12 protein-coding genes and 1 pseudogene are annotated in these 16,232 nt (G+C 60.6%); 3 read left to right on the top strand and 10 right to left on the bottom strand.

The genetic code is table 11. From position 1 onward, the window contains the following. Window positions 1-300: 300 nt before the first annotated feature. Window positions 301-507, bottom strand: coding sequence for a hypothetical protein (locus AC0JZ4_RS25655; protein ID WP_471889337.1), 207 nt, complete (start codon window positions 505-507; stop codon window positions 301-303). A gap of 242 nt (window positions 508-749) precedes the next feature. On the opposite strand from AC0JZ4_RS25655, the gene AC0JZ4_RS25650 reads away from it, so the two are divergent. Continuing rightward, window positions 750-890, top strand: coding sequence for a hypothetical protein (locus AC0JZ4_RS25650; RefSeq protein WP_471889336.1), 141 nt, complete (start codon window positions 750-752; stop codon window positions 888-890). Between the two features lie 173 nt (window positions 891-1,063). Here AC0JZ4_RS25650 and AC0JZ4_RS25645 read toward each other — a convergent pair. The 3 genes and pseudogenes from AC0JZ4_RS25645 to AC0JZ4_RS25635 form a co-directional block, all read right to left on the bottom strand. Then, window positions 1,064-1,929 (bottom strand): annotated as a pseudogene (locus tag AC0JZ4_RS25645) (DUF7007 domain-containing protein). Continuing rightward, the gene (locus AC0JZ4_RS25640; RefSeq protein WP_471889335.1) at window positions 1,926-2,411 is read right to left on the bottom strand and encodes a hypothetical protein; all 486 of its coding nucleotides are present in this window, start codon (window positions 2,409-2,411) and stop codon (window positions 1,926-1,928) included. Before AC0JZ4_RS25640 ends, AC0JZ4_RS25645 begins: the two are co-directional and overlap by 4 nt. A 103-nt stretch (window positions 2,412-2,514) precedes the next feature. Next, window positions 2,515-4,287, bottom strand: coding sequence for a ParB N-terminal domain-containing protein (locus tag AC0JZ4_RS25635; RefSeq protein ID WP_471889334.1), 1,773 nt, complete (start codon window positions 4,285-4,287; stop codon window positions 2,515-2,517). A 410-nt stretch (window positions 4,288-4,697) separates the two neighbouring features. Here AC0JZ4_RS25635 and AC0JZ4_RS25630 point away from each other — a divergent pair, with 410 nt between their 5' ends. Next, window positions 4,698-5,951, top strand: a complete 1,254-nt coding sequence (locus AC0JZ4_RS25630) for an ATP-binding protein (protein WP_471889333.1) — start codon at window positions 4,698-4,700, stop codon at window positions 5,949-5,951. 320 nt (window positions 5,952-6,271) lie between these two features. On the opposite strand, the gene AC0JZ4_RS25625 is transcribed toward AC0JZ4_RS25630, so the two are convergent. Continuing rightward, a complete protein-coding gene (locus AC0JZ4_RS25625) occupies window positions 6,272-6,694 on the bottom strand; it encodes a hypothetical protein (protein ID WP_471889332.1) in 423 nt (140 codons plus the stop codon). 189 nt (window positions 6,695-6,883) lie between these two features. On the opposite strand from AC0JZ4_RS25625, the gene AC0JZ4_RS25620 reads away from it, so the two are divergent. Further along, a complete protein-coding gene (locus AC0JZ4_RS25620) occupies window positions 6,884-7,144 on the top strand; it encodes an antitoxin VbhA family protein (protein WP_471889331.1) in 261 nt (86 codons plus the stop codon). Between the two features lie 157 nt (window positions 7,145-7,301). On the opposite strand, the gene AC0JZ4_RS25615 is transcribed toward AC0JZ4_RS25620, so the two are convergent. The 5 genes from AC0JZ4_RS25615 to repC all read right to left on the bottom strand — a co-directional run bounded on the left by AC0JZ4_RS25615 (window position 7,302) and on the right by repC (window position 16,222). Then, window positions 7,302-12,404 carry a DEAD/DEAH box helicase family protein gene (locus AC0JZ4_RS25615; RefSeq protein WP_471889330.1) on the bottom strand — a complete coding sequence of 1,701 codons (5,103 nt, stop codon included), beginning with the start codon at window positions 12,402-12,404 and terminating at the stop codon, window positions 7,302-7,304. Between the two features lie 201 nt (window positions 12,405-12,605). Further along, window positions 12,606-12,842: a DUF3085 domain-containing protein gene (locus AC0JZ4_RS25610; RefSeq protein ID WP_471889329.1), complete on the bottom strand. Its 237-nt coding sequence runs from the start codon at window positions 12,840-12,842 to the stop codon at window positions 12,606-12,608. A gap of 40 nt (window positions 12,843-12,882) precedes the next feature. Next, window positions 12,883-13,485, bottom strand: coding sequence for a DUF1419 domain-containing protein (locus AC0JZ4_RS25605; RefSeq protein WP_471889328.1), 603 nt, complete (start codon window positions 13,483-13,485; stop codon window positions 12,883-12,885). A gap of 114 nt (window positions 13,486-13,599) precedes the next feature. Continuing rightward, window positions 13,600-14,613: a DUF3991 and toprim domain-containing protein gene (locus AC0JZ4_RS25600; protein WP_471889327.1), complete on the bottom strand. Its 1,014-nt coding sequence runs from the start codon at window positions 14,611-14,613 to the stop codon at window positions 13,600-13,602. A gap of 394 nt (window positions 14,614-15,007) precedes the next feature. Then, a complete protein-coding gene (gene repC / locus AC0JZ4_RS25595) occupies window positions 15,008-16,222 on the bottom strand; it encodes a plasmid replication protein RepC (protein ID WP_471889326.1) in 1,215 nt (404 codons plus the stop codon). Window positions 16,223-16,232 lie beyond the last annotated feature (10 nt).

Genomic DNA, 16,232 nt, shown 5'->3' with positions numbered 1-16,232 from the left:
CCGTCCTTCGGTGCGGTCGAAAGGGACCGAAGCAAGCTGGCTGGTTCAGGGTCCGGGCGGGCCAGATCGAGCAAAGCCGGGATGCCGGCAAGCGGGGCCAAAGCCCTGCGCTGTCCCGCATTCCTGCTTTTGCGACCAGCGGCATGACCGGCCGCCCCGCGGCGCGACAGCGGCCTTGAACCGGACGGGCGTTGGTCCAGACCGCAACGAAACCGAAGGACGGGCCGGCCAAGCGGAACAACCTTGCCGGTCGAGATGCCAGGAGGATCCCGGCAGAGGCCATGGAAATCCGTGCCACCATCAGTCCAGACCGCTGACGATGACGACGGGGCCGTCGCAGGTGGCGATTGCGTCAGCCTTCGATAAAACGGCCTGCGCCCGTGGTAGCCAATCCTCGAAGTCCCGTATGGACAGACCCTTCTCACGCGCCAGTTCCCGCAACAACTCGAAAAGATCATCAAAGAGATCCGCTTTCCGCTGCACCGGCTCCCGAAAGGCGTCGGGCACCGGATGATAGGTCGCTTCCGCGCCGTCGGTTGGCTCTTCGCGGATGTCGGCGACATAGGTATCACGGGAGCTGTCGACGTCGGATTGCTCGTCGTCTTATCCATCGTCGCCGATGGCCATCCCGCACGCGTCTTCGATGGTTGCGGCCACGTAAAACCGCCGGCGATACACCGGCAGATGATATTCGGTGTCGATCCGAAAGCGTTTCATGATGCGATCCTTTCGTGTTGCGGGATGACGTGTTGATCATTCCGGAAGGCGGAAATTGCCGCTTCCTGGCGCGCCAGTATGCGGATCAGGGGCTCGATCTGGGCTCGGCGCTCGAATTTGAGACGCTCGAGGTCCAATCGAAGCCGCGCTTCATGCGACCGGGTCCAGCTTGATCGAGATCGCCCGTACGACCGAACTGCCCTGACCCTTTGAGTGGTCGTGACGCGCTCTGCCCGTGCCTCGACCTGTCTGTAGACCAGATCGAGGTGATGGCGTGTCTGACGTCGGGCTGCTTCCATACGAGACAGAAGAAACGCGCCGTCGTCGGAGGATCTAACCGGACACCTCACGTTGTCCTCCCGGACCAAGACAGAAAGGACGACGGCCCGGCATAGGCCTGGTGCCGGGTCTCGCCAATGACAAAACCGAAGCGACCGACCTCGTACTCGCTCACTGGCACCAGATATCGTCGCTCCTAGACGCCAGGGCCCCGTTTCCCACCACGTGTGGCGATCACTTCCGTCATGCCGATATCACGACCCAGTCATCCGCATGATCGCGTTCGAAGGTGCGGCGATCCTTGACGTCGGATTCACCCGGAGCGAGTACCACTCCATGGATCGCCTCCCAGGCATCGGGCTGCAAGGTCTTGCACGTCTGATCGGCTATCCGCCTTTCAAAGCCGGTGAACAGGTCTGGAAAGGTTATGGCGACAGCAGCCCAGCAGCAATCTTCCTCATAGAAACAATCGTCCGATCGCAATGAGGCATGGACTTGGCGGTTGCGCTCCGGGGACAGATGGAAGCCGCCGTGGCTGGCAGTTGCGTGGATGACGACGCCCTCGGCATAGACCGTGGCCATTTGCGACCACCCCCAAGGCGTGCCGCGGGTCTGCTGTTGCTGAACTCGATTGAGCTGCGCAAGCTCGCGCCGATGCTCTGCTGTCTCAAACACGCGCGCGCGAAAGTCCGCCTCGTCCGCCGCCCGGCCCTCATGGCTATAGAAGGATTGGCGGGTAAGTTCGCTCATGGGGCGAGTGAGATGCTAGGCGCTGGCGATGAAGCCGCTCGCAGCGCCGTCACCCGACGGCAGCATGGCCAGCGTGATATCGCCGACCCTTGATACGATGAGGCCGTCGGCCGATCGATCAAAGAGCACCTCCGGAAAGTCGAATGCAGCTATGGTGGCGCTGATCCCTGGACGATCGCTCATGCGACAGCCCTCCCCTGCCCCGTGATTACGGCAACCTCCCCGGCGGTCACGTCCAACAACACGGCCGAGGGATAGCCGTAGCGGCTGAGCCACTTATCGGCGCCCTGGCGGCTGGCGGCGAGATGGACGGGTTCGGCATTCGCGCCGGCGCGGTCGAAGATGCGGCAACTGCCAAAAGCCGGAACCTCGACGATGCTGAAGGTCAGGTTGCTGTCTATGGGGAAGCTCCGATAGACGTGGATCGCAATCACCCTGCCGTCGCCATGATCGCCTTCATGCAACTTGAAACCGGCCGGCACGATCATGCTGCCGCGCCGATATTCGTCCTGACGGCTGACCAGCCGGCCGCGGCTGTTACGGGACTTCCACGCGGACAGTCTCTTGGCGTGGCGTTCGGGTGGGCGTGGCGTGCCGTCGGACCAGGCCAGAACGGAACCAATCGGCGCCAGAAACGCGAGATGGGCGGACTTGTTCGCGAACATGGAAAACTCCTGAGAGACTTGAGGATCATGGACATGGAACCGCCGCCGGTGGAGGCCACGGGCGGCGGTTGTGGAATGGTTTGCATTGCAGTCCAGGAAGCGGCTATTCCGCCGCGATGCCGTAGGCGCCGTTGTCGTCATCGAGATCGGGATCGTCGAGCCCGGGTTCGGGTTCGGTAGTTGCGCCGTCGTCTGCGTCTTCTTCGACAAGATCATCACCTGCATCGCTGATGGCCTCGTGTTCGCCGTCATCACTGACATCACCGGCAATGCCACCCTTCTCCGCGTCGGTCTGCTCGAAAGCGTCGCCATATTTCTTAAGGTCGGCGATATCCTTCGGTTCGGGGGCGAAGAGCGCCGAGCTATGAACGAAACGTTCCCCGCCGAAATGGCTGACGAGGGCGGCGCGCGTCTCCCGCACCGTCTGGCGCGGCGTCACGCCGGCGTCTTTTGAGGCTGTTTCAAGCGCCTGCCTCGACAGGCAAAGCAGGAAATTCTCCGAACCCATATTCTCCAGAAAGCTGTCGGCGCCGATCGCATCGCCGGCGATCCGCGAGACCACGCCGCTGTTCGACATGCCACGACGGCATGACAAGGCATCAATGAGCACCGAGCGCGCGACGACACGCATCGTATCCCGGTCCATATCGAGCTTGCCGTCATCCGAGAGCAGGCGGGCGGCATGTCGGCGGAACCGGCCCGGTCCGATCACGGTATCGCTCGCGCCGGAATCGACGCGGACGTTCAGGCCCGCAAAGGCGATAACGAGCAGCGCCATCAATGTGTCGTCCTCGATCGGTGCGCGACCGAGCGCTTCATGCAGGGCATCGGTGCGGAAGTCCCCGATCATATCCTGTCCCTTCTGCGTCACATCAGGCCGAACCTTCTGAGCCTCGCTCACAGCGCTATCGTCCCCCCCACCGCTGGCCGCAGCGCCTTTGGTCTTTTTCTCCTCAGGCATGCGATACGCGACCGACTGCACCTTGCCGTCCCGGTCGAGATACATGCCGACATGATCCGATTTTGACGGCTTGCCATAGACGCGCTCGGCCTTTTTCGGCAGTTCCGGCTGCCCCCAGTTGTTGACCTCGACGATCGCGCCCTTCTTCGGCAGATTGGCCGTCATCCATTCCTGCTGCGCACCGAGAAACGCTTCGACATTGTTCGTGTAGCGACTGTCCTGATCGGCCGGCGCGAATAGATCCTCGACCCATTCGATACCGTAGGCGGTCGCAAGATCGTCGCCGAAGCTGGCATCCTTGGCGAACATACGGGTCTTGGAGAGCGCGCGAGCGATATTGTACCAGTCGGCCCGCTCCGTCTTTTTGGGCTTGTTCGCCTTCCAGACTTCCTTCTGTTCATCGAGCGACGCAGCGGCGATGGTGCGCAACTGCTGCTCGTTCGGCATATCGCCCAGCGCCATATGATCGAGCATCGAGCCCAAGACATTGGCAAGAAGCCTGAGCTTGCGGATCTGGCGTACCGGAAGCGCCAATGCCACACCGATTGCCTCCTCGGTCCAGCCGAGCGCCACGAGCCGTTCGATGCCACGCCATTGGTCGATCGGGTTAAGCGGCTCGCGCGCGATGTTCTCGACCATCGACCGCATGGCGCCGTTGTCGCTGGCGGCCTCGCGAACGATGACTTCGATTTCTTCGAGGCCGGCGGCGATCGCCTGTGCCACGCGACGATGGCCCGCCTGGATAATGAGGCCATTGCCGCCATCGGGTTCGGGCGAAACAATCGGTGGCTGGATGATGCCGACGGCCTTTACCGTGGCCAATAGCAGTGCATCGGCCTGCGGCGAGGTCTTGGACCGGCGCGCATCGTCAGGATTGCCCTTCAGCGCACGGGGATCGATTTTAAGGATCTGCATGTCAATTCTCCTTGCGGGTTCTGGAGCGACGGTCGCCACCCCTTCCTGCCTTCAGCTCTTGCGAAGACATTTCCCGGACCGCGGAGCGGACGGGCCGGCGCAACTGCGCTCGAGCTGCCCTGCCTGACAGGCTGAGCGGGGCTTTGAGCCCTGCGAGACCGACGGGTAGGGTTGCGAAGGGAGCGGTTGAGCGAAGCGACGCCGGAACGGGCGATCTGCGAGAGGGTTTTTCTCTTCTTTTTCTTTCTTTGCCTTGCTCGCCCCACATGCGCAACAATGCTCGACATAACATCTCACATCCGAAATAGACGGCATCATATTCCGGATTGGACGCACTTGTAATCCGGATTAGACGGGCATAGTTTCCGAACCGGACGAGACATTTCGATTGATTCATGGGACTTTAGCTGATGACCGGCGCGAACAAGCGGACCGAGCTCTATCCGAGAGGTGCGGCCGCACGCGTGGCCCTGGCGATCACCGACACGCCGGTGGTTCTTGTAAATGGGCCAAGACAATGCGGCAAGACCACGCTGGTGCGCTCCCTCTTCAGCGGCGACCGGCCCTATTTCACCTTGGACGACGAGACGACGCTTGCATCCGCAAAAGCCGACCCGGTCGGATTCGTCCGGCAGATCGATACCGCAATCCTCGACGAGGTGCAGCGCGCTCCCGAATTGCTGCGCGCAATCAAGAGCGCGGTGGACGATGACAGACGTCCCGGTCGCTTTCTTCTGACGGGATCCGCCAATATCCTCGCACTTCCCACGGTCTCCGAAAGCCTTGCCGGCAGGATGGAAGTCGTCACGCTTTTGCCCCTCGCACAGGCGGAGATCAGGCAGGAGACCGACAATTTTCTCGACAGGGCGTTTACCGGAGAGCTCACAGCACCCCGAAACCTCGTGATCGGACCGGATCTGATAGAGTGCGCCTTGACTGGGGGATATCCGGAAATGGTTGCGCGCGCCGACCCTCGTCGCCGTTCCGCATGGGCGAGGGAATATATTCGCGCAATCGTGGAGCGTGACGTAACCGAGATTGCCGATGTCGAGCGTCTCGACCAGATGCCTCAGCTCCTTCGCGCGCTTGCACATCATTCCGGACAACTGTTGAATTTCGCGCAGCTGGCGGGCCAGATCGGTCTCGATGACAAGACGGCGCGCCGCTATATCGGCATTTTCGAAAACCTGTTTCTCGTCCGTCGCATAGAACCCTGGTTTCGAAATCCGCTGAAGCGCCTCGTAAAGACGCCAAAGCTGGTCTTCCTAGACAGCGGGCTCCTGGCCGCGCTGACTGGATTGACGGCAGATCGGATAGCGAAAGACAGGACTGCGGTCGGCGCACTCCTGGAGACGTTTGTTGTCAACGAGATCCTCAGGCTTGCGACATGGAGCGAGGTTCGACCAACCGTCCATCATTATCGCGACAAGGAACAGGAAGAGGTCGATATCATTCTGGAGGACGAAGCCGGAGACTTGATCGGTCTTGAGATAAAGGCCTCTGCGACCGTGACCTCTCACGACTTCAAAGGTCTGCGAAAGGTCGCCGCGGCCTCTGGAAATGCCTTCAAGGCAGGTTGGGTCCTCTATGATGGCAACAGGATCCTGCCATTTGGCGATAAACTGGCTGCTGTCCCACTTTCCTGTCTTTGGAGCACCCGCTGATCGAACTGCAAGTTCAGGTCCGATCGGCATCAGGGTCGACGTAATCGGCCGATTGATTTTTTACGAGAAAGTTCGTTCAACACCGAAGGCAGGTTTCGAGGGAGCGAAGGGAAAGGGGATCACAGCGCTGCGAAACCGAACCCATCAGCAGCAACGCCCCCAGGAAGACGTGAAAGACATTCCCGCGCTGGCAACGATCAAGCGCGTACGCCAGTAGCTGAAACTGTGGCGCTGCGAGGCCTGCGGCACCCTGAAGATTGGAAAAAAGGCTTCCATAAATACCAAGGCGGTCCGGCTAGAACGCGGCCTGAGGAACCCGTCTAAGTGCGTGGCCTTATAAGCGACAGAGCATCCGCTGCCATACGCTTCAAGATATGTTTCCTGTCAGTTGGCGTGGCGACGACAGCTTCTGGGTCGGCGACGAGTGATTGGCTGATGGCATCTGCGGTCACAGGCGAGACTGGAGGCCCTGCATCAACCTCCGCGGCGATAGTGATATGCATTATGGTGGCTTCGTCGGCTTTGACGGAAACGGTGATCTTCTCTCCGGAACGTATCCGTGAGGCTGTCTTCTCGGCGGCGCCCTGTTCGCTTTCGGCGTCAACCAGCAATGTCTGCGTTACGAGGTAAAATGGCATTTGTTCCCGCTGTGCTTTTTTGGCGTAGATCTCATCGGCGATGCTGCTCCGGTCAAGGGGCAGCTGTCCACTTGCCGTCTTGTACAAGACGAAAAAGGCGCTCAACCCGCGAGGGGAGCGCCTTTTTCTAATTCCCGGCACAAAGTCGAACGCCGCGGCGATTGCAGCGAGCAGGACATCGTTTCATCGGGAAGTGATCCCCAGATAATATCGACGTGGCGGGTTTTCAAGTCGCGGCATCCGTCGGTGGCTGCTACAGGTCTCGGCCCATGCCACAACAAGATCGAGGTCGATATGGTCACTGATCCCGAGACCCGAAAAGCAATCGCGCAACGCGCCATCGATCGGGCCGCAGCCCGTGGCGCGCCGATCGATCAGGATACCGCCTTCGTCGCCTTGCTGGACGAGTGGGTCCGGGGAGATATTGAAATTAACGAATTGCGCGAGCGATATCTGGATATTGTGGCGCTCCAGACCGCCGAGCGGCGCGGCCGCTGGAAGAGCCGTGTCGGTAGACCCCAGGCGGTTTCATCGGATGAGCCGGCTGACGAATAAAAAAATGGGCCTGCGAAAACGCGGCCCATGAAGTGTGGAGATCTTGAACCTCCAGAGGGGAACAGCTGCTGCGCGACCGGAAGGTCGCCATATGCATCAGCTGCGACCATTATGCTCAATTTCTGATCGCATTGCATCTATTTTTTGTGCAGTGCAGCTATGCAGCAGGAGAGACCCTGGCTTCCTCGGTCTCTGCGATCACCTCGGCAGCCAGGTGATCGTTGACTTCACGCAGCTGATTGCGCTTGACATCCAGTTCGTTGGCGAACTGAAACAGGCCACCTGCGCGACTTTGATAAGACGCCAACCGGCGCTCGGCCTCATCCAATCGCCGGCGATACTGGCGCTGCTCATCATCGAATCCGTCAAGCGCATGCTCCAGACGCGAGATGGCGCCGAGCGGCGTAACCGTGATGGCCAAATCGATTTCGTATTCCGCACCGGTACGCTGGATCAGCGTGGCATAGCGATGGCTTTCGCTTCTACCGAACCGTTCCCCCTCAAATACCAGTTCGAAACCGCCGATCGTCGCCAGATGCACTTGGCCCTCCTGTCGGAGCTGCAGCAGCGTGAGGATTTCCTTCATCAACGCGCGACCGGCCTCCTTGCGCTCGGTATGATCCTGCCCGAGCACCGTCATGGTGAAGGCATCGCCAGTGATCGGCCTGAGACGCTGGATATCCAGCCCGATCTCGTCGATGCGCCGGGTCGAGACCTCGATATCACGCTCCGCATCGCGCATCTGCCGACGAACCGCATATTGGTCATCTTCGTGAGCGGCACGAAGGCGCTCCAGCCGGGCTATATCGGCCTCAAGGCCAGCCTTCTGCATCAACCGCTCGTCGCCGGAGGCGATGGCCTTGGCCATGGCGAATTGGTTGGCCGCCCCTTCGCCGACATCTTCGAGCCGCCGGATAGACGTGTCGCCGGACAGCGCGGCGGCAATGAACCGGGCCTTGCGCTCGTTGTTCTGCCACATCGACGCATCAAGCGATCCTTCTGTCGCATAGGCGAAGATATCGACCTCGTCATGCTGGTTGCCCTGACGCACGATCCGGCCTTCGCGCTGCTCGATCTGTGACGGCAACCATGGAACGTCGAGGTGGTGGAGCGCCTTCAGCCTAAGCTGGGCATTGACGCCGGTGCCCATCGTCTCGGAACTCCCGATGAGGAACCGCACCTTGCCGGCGCGGACATCGCCGAACAGCCGCTGCTTCGCCTCGGTCTTCTTGAAGTCCTGCATGAAGGCGATCTGTGATGCCGGCACGCCGAGCCGGATCAGCTCATCGCGGATGAAACGATAGGCCGAGAAGCCGCGGGACTTTTCGACATTGATTGTGCCGAGATCGGAAAAGATCATCTGCGCGGCGCCGGGAAGGTCGAAATCCTTCCCGTCGGGGCGACGATAAATCGCCTCAGTGGTTTCCTTCCAGATCCGGTGAGCATTGCGCACAAGAAGATTGAGCTTGTTATCAACCTCGTTGTCGGCCGCCGGCATGACAAAGCGCAGGTCGATCGCCGCATGGCGGCCATCGGTGATAACGGAGAGCAAGATGTCGTCGCCGGGCTTTGCCGGTCCCTCGCGCTTCTCGATCGCCTTGATCCGGCCATCGAGCATCTGCTGGTAGGTCTTGAACAGCGCCGTCGGCTTGGCCGTCAGGATCTGGCGTCGGCCGGTCGAGATATTCGGTACCTTCACATATTGCTGGAGATCGTCCGGCAAGACGACGTCGGCAAAGGACCGGAACATGGCGATCAGCTCGGGCACGTTGACGAAGCTGGCAAAGCGGCTGACCGGCTTGTATTTGCCGGATGGCTGGATCTCCAATTCAGTGGTCATGTCGCCGAAGCAGGATGCCCAGGCATCGAACTCGTGCAGTCCGCGCTCGGCAAGTGCTGCATGGCCGAGCAGGCGCTGGATGGAGAACATTTCTCCGAGTGTGTTGGTGATCGGCGTGCCGGAGGCCAGGACCAGTGCCCGGCCGGGGTTCCGCGTCTCGATATAGCGCGACTTCACATAGAGGTCCCAGGCGCGTTGCGAGCCATTAGGATCGATGCCCTTCAGCGTCGACATGTTGGTGGCGAAGGACAGCTTGCGGAATTCCTGCGCCTCGTCGACGACAATTTGATCGACGCCGATCTCCGAGATGGTGAGAAGATCGTCCTTGCGGGTGGCGAGACCTTCGAGCCGCTCCTGCAATCCCTCCCTCAGCCGCTCGAGGCGCTTGCGCGAGACGCGGTCTTCGCTGTCGACCTTGGTCAGCAGATCTTCGTAGAGCTGCAGCTCTTGCCTGATCATCTCCTGTTCGAAAGCCGACGGCACGGCGATGAACCGAAAGGCCGAGTGCGTGATGATGATCGCATCCCAGGTGGCCGTCGCCGCCCGCGACAGGAACCGGGCGCGTTTGTCCTTGGTAAAGTTGGTCTCGTCGGCGACGAGAATGCGGGCATTCGGATAGAGGCCTAAAAACTCGCGGGCAGCCTGTGCCAGGCAATGGCCTGGGACGACCAGCATCGCCTTGGCGATCAGGCCGAGCCGGCGCTGTTCCATGATGGCGGCGGCCATGGTCATTGTTTTGCCGGCACCAACGGCATGGGCAAGATAGGTCGAGCCGTCGGCGATGATCCGCCAGATGCCACGTTTCTGGTGCCCGTAAAGAACAAAGGCGCCAGAGGCGCCGGGAAGATTGAGATGCGAGCCGTCGAATTTGCGCGGCGCGATATTATTGAAGCGGGTGTTGTAATCGCGGGCCAGGCGGTCGGTGCGATCGGGGTCGGTCCAAACCCAGTCTTGGAACGACTGCTTGATCCTCTGCAATTTGTCACGAGCTGCTTCAGTATCGACGACGTTGAGCACTCGGCGGTCGCCATCGATGTCCTTGAACACGTCGAAAATCTGGGGCACCCGGCTGTTCAAGGCATCGGCGAGCAGGTCGCCGGCATGGCGACGGCTGGTGCCCCATTCGGACGTGCCGGCGGCGCTATAGCCGAGTTGCCGGGCTCCGACCGTCCAGGAGCCAAGCTCCGGCATATGGTGGATACGGATATCGGCGTCCATCTTCTCTTTAACGAAGGCCACGACATCGGCAGCCGGTATCCATGGCGCGCCGAGACGCGCGGTGATGTCGGAGGGGCGAAGATCGGCCGGCTGAACATCGGACAAGGCGCGGACATTGCGCTCATAGGTCGGATCAAGCTCGGCCGCGGCCTGTGCTGCCGCCAGCTTGGTGCGGACCGGCCCTGAGAGGTAGGCGTCGGAAGTCTTCCACGAGCCATCATCCGGATCGCGAAAGATCGCCACGCCAAGGTCCGATATCACTGCATCGCAATTGCGATGCACAAGCTCGGCGATGTGATCGATATCGACATGGCCGCGCTCGTTCAGCACCACGGCAAGTGCATCTGCCGGCGATGTGATGGTCGGCGCCGCCGACGGCGCAATCACGCGTTCGGAAAAAATCGGACCCGGCCTCGCCGTGTCGGTCTCCAGATCATAGTCCTCGATCGACGCCACCAGCCAGCAATCCGGGTCGTCGCGGAAGGGTGCAAGGTTCGGCTGGCGATGGGTCTCTTTCACGTCGCCGGTCTCCGCGTCTTCCTGGATCGCCACGGTCGTGTGGTTGATCGGCCCGAAATCGCGCACAAAGCTCGACCAGGCAATCCGCAACCGAACCTGAAGATCACGCCAGGGCAGGTCGGTCTCCTGCGCTTTCAGCACCTCGCGCACGGCATCGCGGATCGGGATGAGCTTGGTGATGATCCGAACATGCTTTTCGGACATCCCATCACCAGAGCGGCCTTTCCGGACGGTGACGGCGACGGCCGATCCGTCGAGCATCTGCATCAGGCCCTTGGAACGGTCGAGGAAGAAGCTGCCCTCGCGCACAGTGCTGCCCTTGTGCTGCAGATCGGCGATCTCGCCGAGCTCATCTTCCAGGTCGATATCGATGGGCGTCGGCTCGCCGTCATAAAGATCGCCGGGCAAGAGATCGATAGTAGCGGTGAGGGCGGTTTCGAGATCGTCACCGCGGGGCCGGCACGTATAGGTCTCCCCAAACGGCCCGGAGGTCAACGCGTGAGTGCCGAGCACGAAATCTAGTTGCCGGGCAAACCACCTGTTGACGCGGATGGGACCTTCGTCGTCAGTGGCCGCCCTGACCTCATCGACATCGAGCCACATCTGATGGCCCTCCGGCTCACCGGGCTTGCGCTTGCGGAAGAAGAGGATGTCGACGACGACGTCAGTGCCGGCGTCGCGGCGAAAGCTGCCCTCGGGGAGACGGATTGCCGCAATCAGATCGGCCGATTTGGCGATATGTTCGCGAGCCGTTGTATCGGCCTTGTCCATCGTACCGTGCGAGGTGACGAAAGCGGCGAGCGCGCCGGGCTTCAGGAGATCGATCGATCTCGCGATGAAATAATCGTGCAGGCGAAGGCCAAGCGCCCGATAAACACGGTCCGAGCGGACGGTGCGGTCGGAGAAGGGCGGGTTGCCAATGGCGAGATCGTAGATCGACGCCAGATCAGTGCGGGCGAAGCCGCCGTTGATAATTCTGGCCTTCGGCTGAAGTAGGCCGACGATGCGGGCCGTGACAGGATCGAGTTCGATCCCTGTGACATAGGCGGCGTCACGATAGGGGTCCGGCATCAGGGCCGGGAACAGCCCTGTGCCGATGCCTGGCTCCAGAATGCGACCGCCGCGCCAGCCCAGCCTTACAATGCCGGCCCAGATCGCCCGGATGATGAATTCGGGCGTGAAATGCGCATACTGGGTGCAGCGGGCGAGTGACACATAGTCCGCCTCGGAGACGGCGCTCTCGAGCGAGGAGCCGAGATCGTCCCAGCCCTTCCGTAAATCGACCTCGCCCGGACGACGGAACATGCCATTGGCGAGCTCGCCGGCGCCGAAGCCGGTGAAGCGGATCATCTGAGCCTGTTCTTCACGAGTTGCTGGACGATCTTGCTTGGCAACGCCGTCAGCGACAAGGATTGCCGCGACACTGGCGCGGGCGCGATCCTTCCAGGAGGCCCCAAGCTCGCGGTCTACGTCGAGATAGAAGTTCACCCTTTGTACTGTACGACGAACAGGGCTTGTAGGAACCGGAACGGCGGGTGCCGATGCTGGCGGCGTTGGATCTGGATCGTCGTCATTGGCAGCATCAGAAGAGAATCTGCCGAAGGCGGTTACGCCTAGACCGAGGCCGGATGTAAGGGCGCTTGAGCCAAACATATCGAAGCTGAAGGGATCGTCATGTGCCATGGAAATTTCTCCTGTGATAGGCCATGCGCCGGCATCCGCGGGCAAGGCCGCGGTAATTTGGGCGCAGGATTGTGGGAGGGATGACCTATGGTCGATGTTAGAGACGGATGAGGTCGATGGTCATGGCGCTGTCCATGCTGATCCGCGTCCGCGGCGCTCATCAAAGGGTCGAACTCGACGGCGCAAAGAAAATCCACGCCGTCATCCCAACCCAAAGTTCGGCGACTTGATGTCGAACCAGTCGTCGTTTTGAGTGGGGTCGCACTCCTGCGCATAGACGACGAGCGGACGTGCCCCGGCAGACTTGCCATTCGGGCAGAAATAGACGCCCTGGTCGTCGACCAGATACAGGCCCGGTTTACAGTTTTCGATGCCGGAGAGCCCACCATGGCGATAGCCCCGCCGTGGCATCGGCCATGCCCCGGGCGATGAGGTCACGCACAGCATCGATAGAAATGGTCAACATCGCGTCCTTCCCTCACGCTGCAACCGCGTCGGGCAGATGGCGAAGCTGGACCGGGAGCTTGGCGGTCACCTCTTCGTTAGTCAGGGCTGCAAGCAACTTCAGGATGGTCCCACGACCGTCGCTCCACAGCATGATGGTACGTTGGCCTCTATCGACCTCGGGCCAGGGGTCGCCGGCATATCCACGATAATCGTCCGCCGTACTCGACCAGATATGCTCCAAACGTTCCTCGCGAGTGATCGCATGAACCTTGCGGGTCTCCCGATCGACGATGGCAGCCTGCATGCGATCAAGAGCCCCCTGTTCGTTGAGATCGCAATAGCCATGGAAGTGCCGCATCGTGCCGTCGATTGAGAGCTTGAAGAAGATGCTGGTGATCGAACCGGTGAGATATTCTCTCATGGCGAACAGATGCCCACGCATGAACAACGGTGGAAGGATTTCGAACATGTAGTCATGCGAAGGCTCGTCGATTTCGAACCACTCGCCACGGTAAAGAGCGCTGTCATCGCCTGCCCATCGATCGGGGCGCTGAGCATGGCGGTCGAACATGCGGAAAATTTGCCGGCGATCGGCGATGCCCTGGAAGACTTTGCGGATGGAAGTGAAGGTCACGGCGGGATCCTTTGGTTTTGGCCGGGCTCGAAGCGTGGCCGATCCTGGTGGTCGCCATCTTCTCTTCAGCCCTTCTGGACCCCTCCCCTCAGGCCGCCTCTTCGTCCGAGCGTGTCAAGGGCCGGCAAAACCGGGCGAAGCTTCACCCTTGACGCGCCCGGCGGGCATGCGGCAGGCCCTCCCCGTTCCCCTCGCCTGCCCTCTCCCTCCCACTTTCTCATTCTCCCGCGCGCGCAGCGCATCGTTCCAGTCCTCGGCTGGCGGCTTGAGGCGCAGCCAGTCGCAACCGGCCGCGTCGGCGATATTGCGTAACCGACTGGCAAATGTCTCACCTTGGCTGTTGGCATCCGTGGCCGCGACAAGCCGGGCCCCCGCTCGCGATGCGAGCCTGCGTATCGCGCTATCGCTGGTCGGAGACCAGCCACCCCCGGTGCTGAGATAGAGGGTGCCCTCACGAAAACCCTCGAAGGCTGCAAGGCTCATGGCGTCGATCGCGGCCTCGGTCACGCAAAGCCTCGGTGCATCCTCCGCACCAAAACGAAAAAGGACTTTGGAACCGCCGGTGGCAAAACCACGCCAGACGGGCCCGCGCTCTTCCCAGCCGGAGACGACGCCATAGTCATCGACATGTGCCGCCCACATGCTGCCAAAAGGTCCTTCCCTTAGCAGATCAGCTCGCATCGCGGCGCGGATGATTGCATACGGTAAGCAGCGTTCCGATCGTAGGTATCGCCAGGCTGCCGATCCCTGCCACAGCCTACCGCGTTCCGCCCAACGTGTTTGGGCGGAAGTACCTGAAAAGTTGTGCCGAACGGAGCGAATATTCGACACCCGTTGCCCGCTTGGCTGGACGCCGGCAAACCCGATCAAATCCGACACGCGTTCAACGGCATGGTTGAAGGGCAGGCCATAAATATATTCGGCAAGACCGAATACATCGCCCTTCGCCTCCGACAGGGGGTCGAACCATCCCTTCCCCTGGTGGATGACGATCACGATTTCTGAGCCGCGTCGATACTTGATCGCCCCTCGCGAACTCTCCTTCAGATCTATTGCGTAGCCGGCTCCTTCGAGCACCGCTGAGCACGGGACTCGGTCCCGCAAATTTTCCAGTTCCTTTCTTTCCATTGTTCTCCCGGGCCAGAGGCCCGTCCTTCCTTTTCCTTGCCTTTCCCCACATTGCGTGGACGCCCTCCACATGCCGCGAAGAGCGAAGGAGGCAAGGGCGCGGATGGTGGGCTTCATGTCGGGCGGCTTGCTCCCTTCGGGGATGCCAGCCGCGGCGGAGCTTCCCTTGCCGCCTGCCGATCGCAAGCGGCCCAAGCTAGCTGAAACCGCGCAGAAATGAATTTCGGAAGGACGTCTTTGACTTCTGACACGTTGCCTGGCAGCAGATTGATCCAGTAGGTTGAGAAATTAAGAGCGGTTTTTAGAAGACGGCGTTTGATTTCCGACGTGCAAAATCGCAATCTAAATAGCATAGACATTTCAGTTGGTTATCTATGTTGGCAGCTGCCAACTCTTATCCGACCTTCAAATGCCCGGCACCGTTTGCTTTTAAAGCAGCCATCACCATCGGTCCGAGCGAAAACTCGCCGAGTTCAGTCCTGCGCGTCAAATCGCGAAGGTAGCCGCCCGGCGAATTTATGAACGCGGCCCGCTCCAGGATACAGGACAAAGCGACAGCAGCGTTTTCAGGCCCCATTATCTCGCAGGCATCCTGATAGGCGGATGGACTGATACCCAGCACTGATCGGACAGTGACCGCGGCTGTCATCAAATCCCGCCAGCTTGTGACAACCCCGCCGGGCGCGTAATCGATCACCGTCGGGCAGGCCTTCAGCACAACACTCAACGGAAAGACTCTCATCGGCTCGCTCTTCCGCTCGATGGTTTGACGCGACGCGGCTCCCTGCTCTTTTTCAGAGCTAGGTTCAAGTTCAGTTATGGAGTTGGTATTTGAATTCTGTATGTGCCGCTCGATTTGAGCATCATTGCTGCTCTTAAATTCAGTATTGTCCTGAATATCCAACCGATTGACGACCTCTTCGTGGAGCATGCGGATCTCATCGAGGAGGGGAGCGATTGTCTCAAGCGTCTGGATGCGCGGAATTCGAGAGACGATCCCGATATAGATTGCCTCAATCGCAAACCAGTCGCCTGGAGCACCCTCCTCCATCGCGGCCGTGATCAGCTTACGCACATCGCGCCGGTACAGGCTGAGGCTCTCCTTGGCCTTGCGCAACGTGGCGCGATCGGCCGCAACTTTTTGGGCCATCGACGCCAGCTCTTCCGAACGAGCCAAGAGTGGTGCCAGGTCGAACCCGAATGCTGTCTCGATCTCGCCTTCGTGGTCCTTGCGGGCATACCGCTTGCCATTGGGGCTGTCCTTACGCACGATCAGACCGGCTTCGACGAGGACAGCAAGGTGCCGCCTCAAGGCCGCGCCCGACATGCCGTGTGCCCGCAAAGCGAGCTGGGTATTCGAGGGGAAGACGATCAGGCTGTCATCCTGACACAGCTCATTGCGCGGATGGAAGGTCAGCAACGCGTCGAGCACCGCGACGCTGTTGGAATGGATCCGAAGGATTGTCATGGCAGCTGCGACATCACGGAAAACCTTCCATTTGTCGACCGTCTTACCTGTCGCGATTTCCGCTGTCGCCGTCTGGCGCCGAACGAGCGCAAGCGTCATCGGCCGCCGCCCGAATGGCGTCGTCACACATCCAGTCTGCATCATCTCTCAC

Source organism: [Rhizobium] kunmingense, assembly GCF_977018605.1.
The sequence above is the reverse complement of the archived record's forward strand: the minus strand, read 5'-3'. Positions and strand labels throughout refer to the sequence as shown.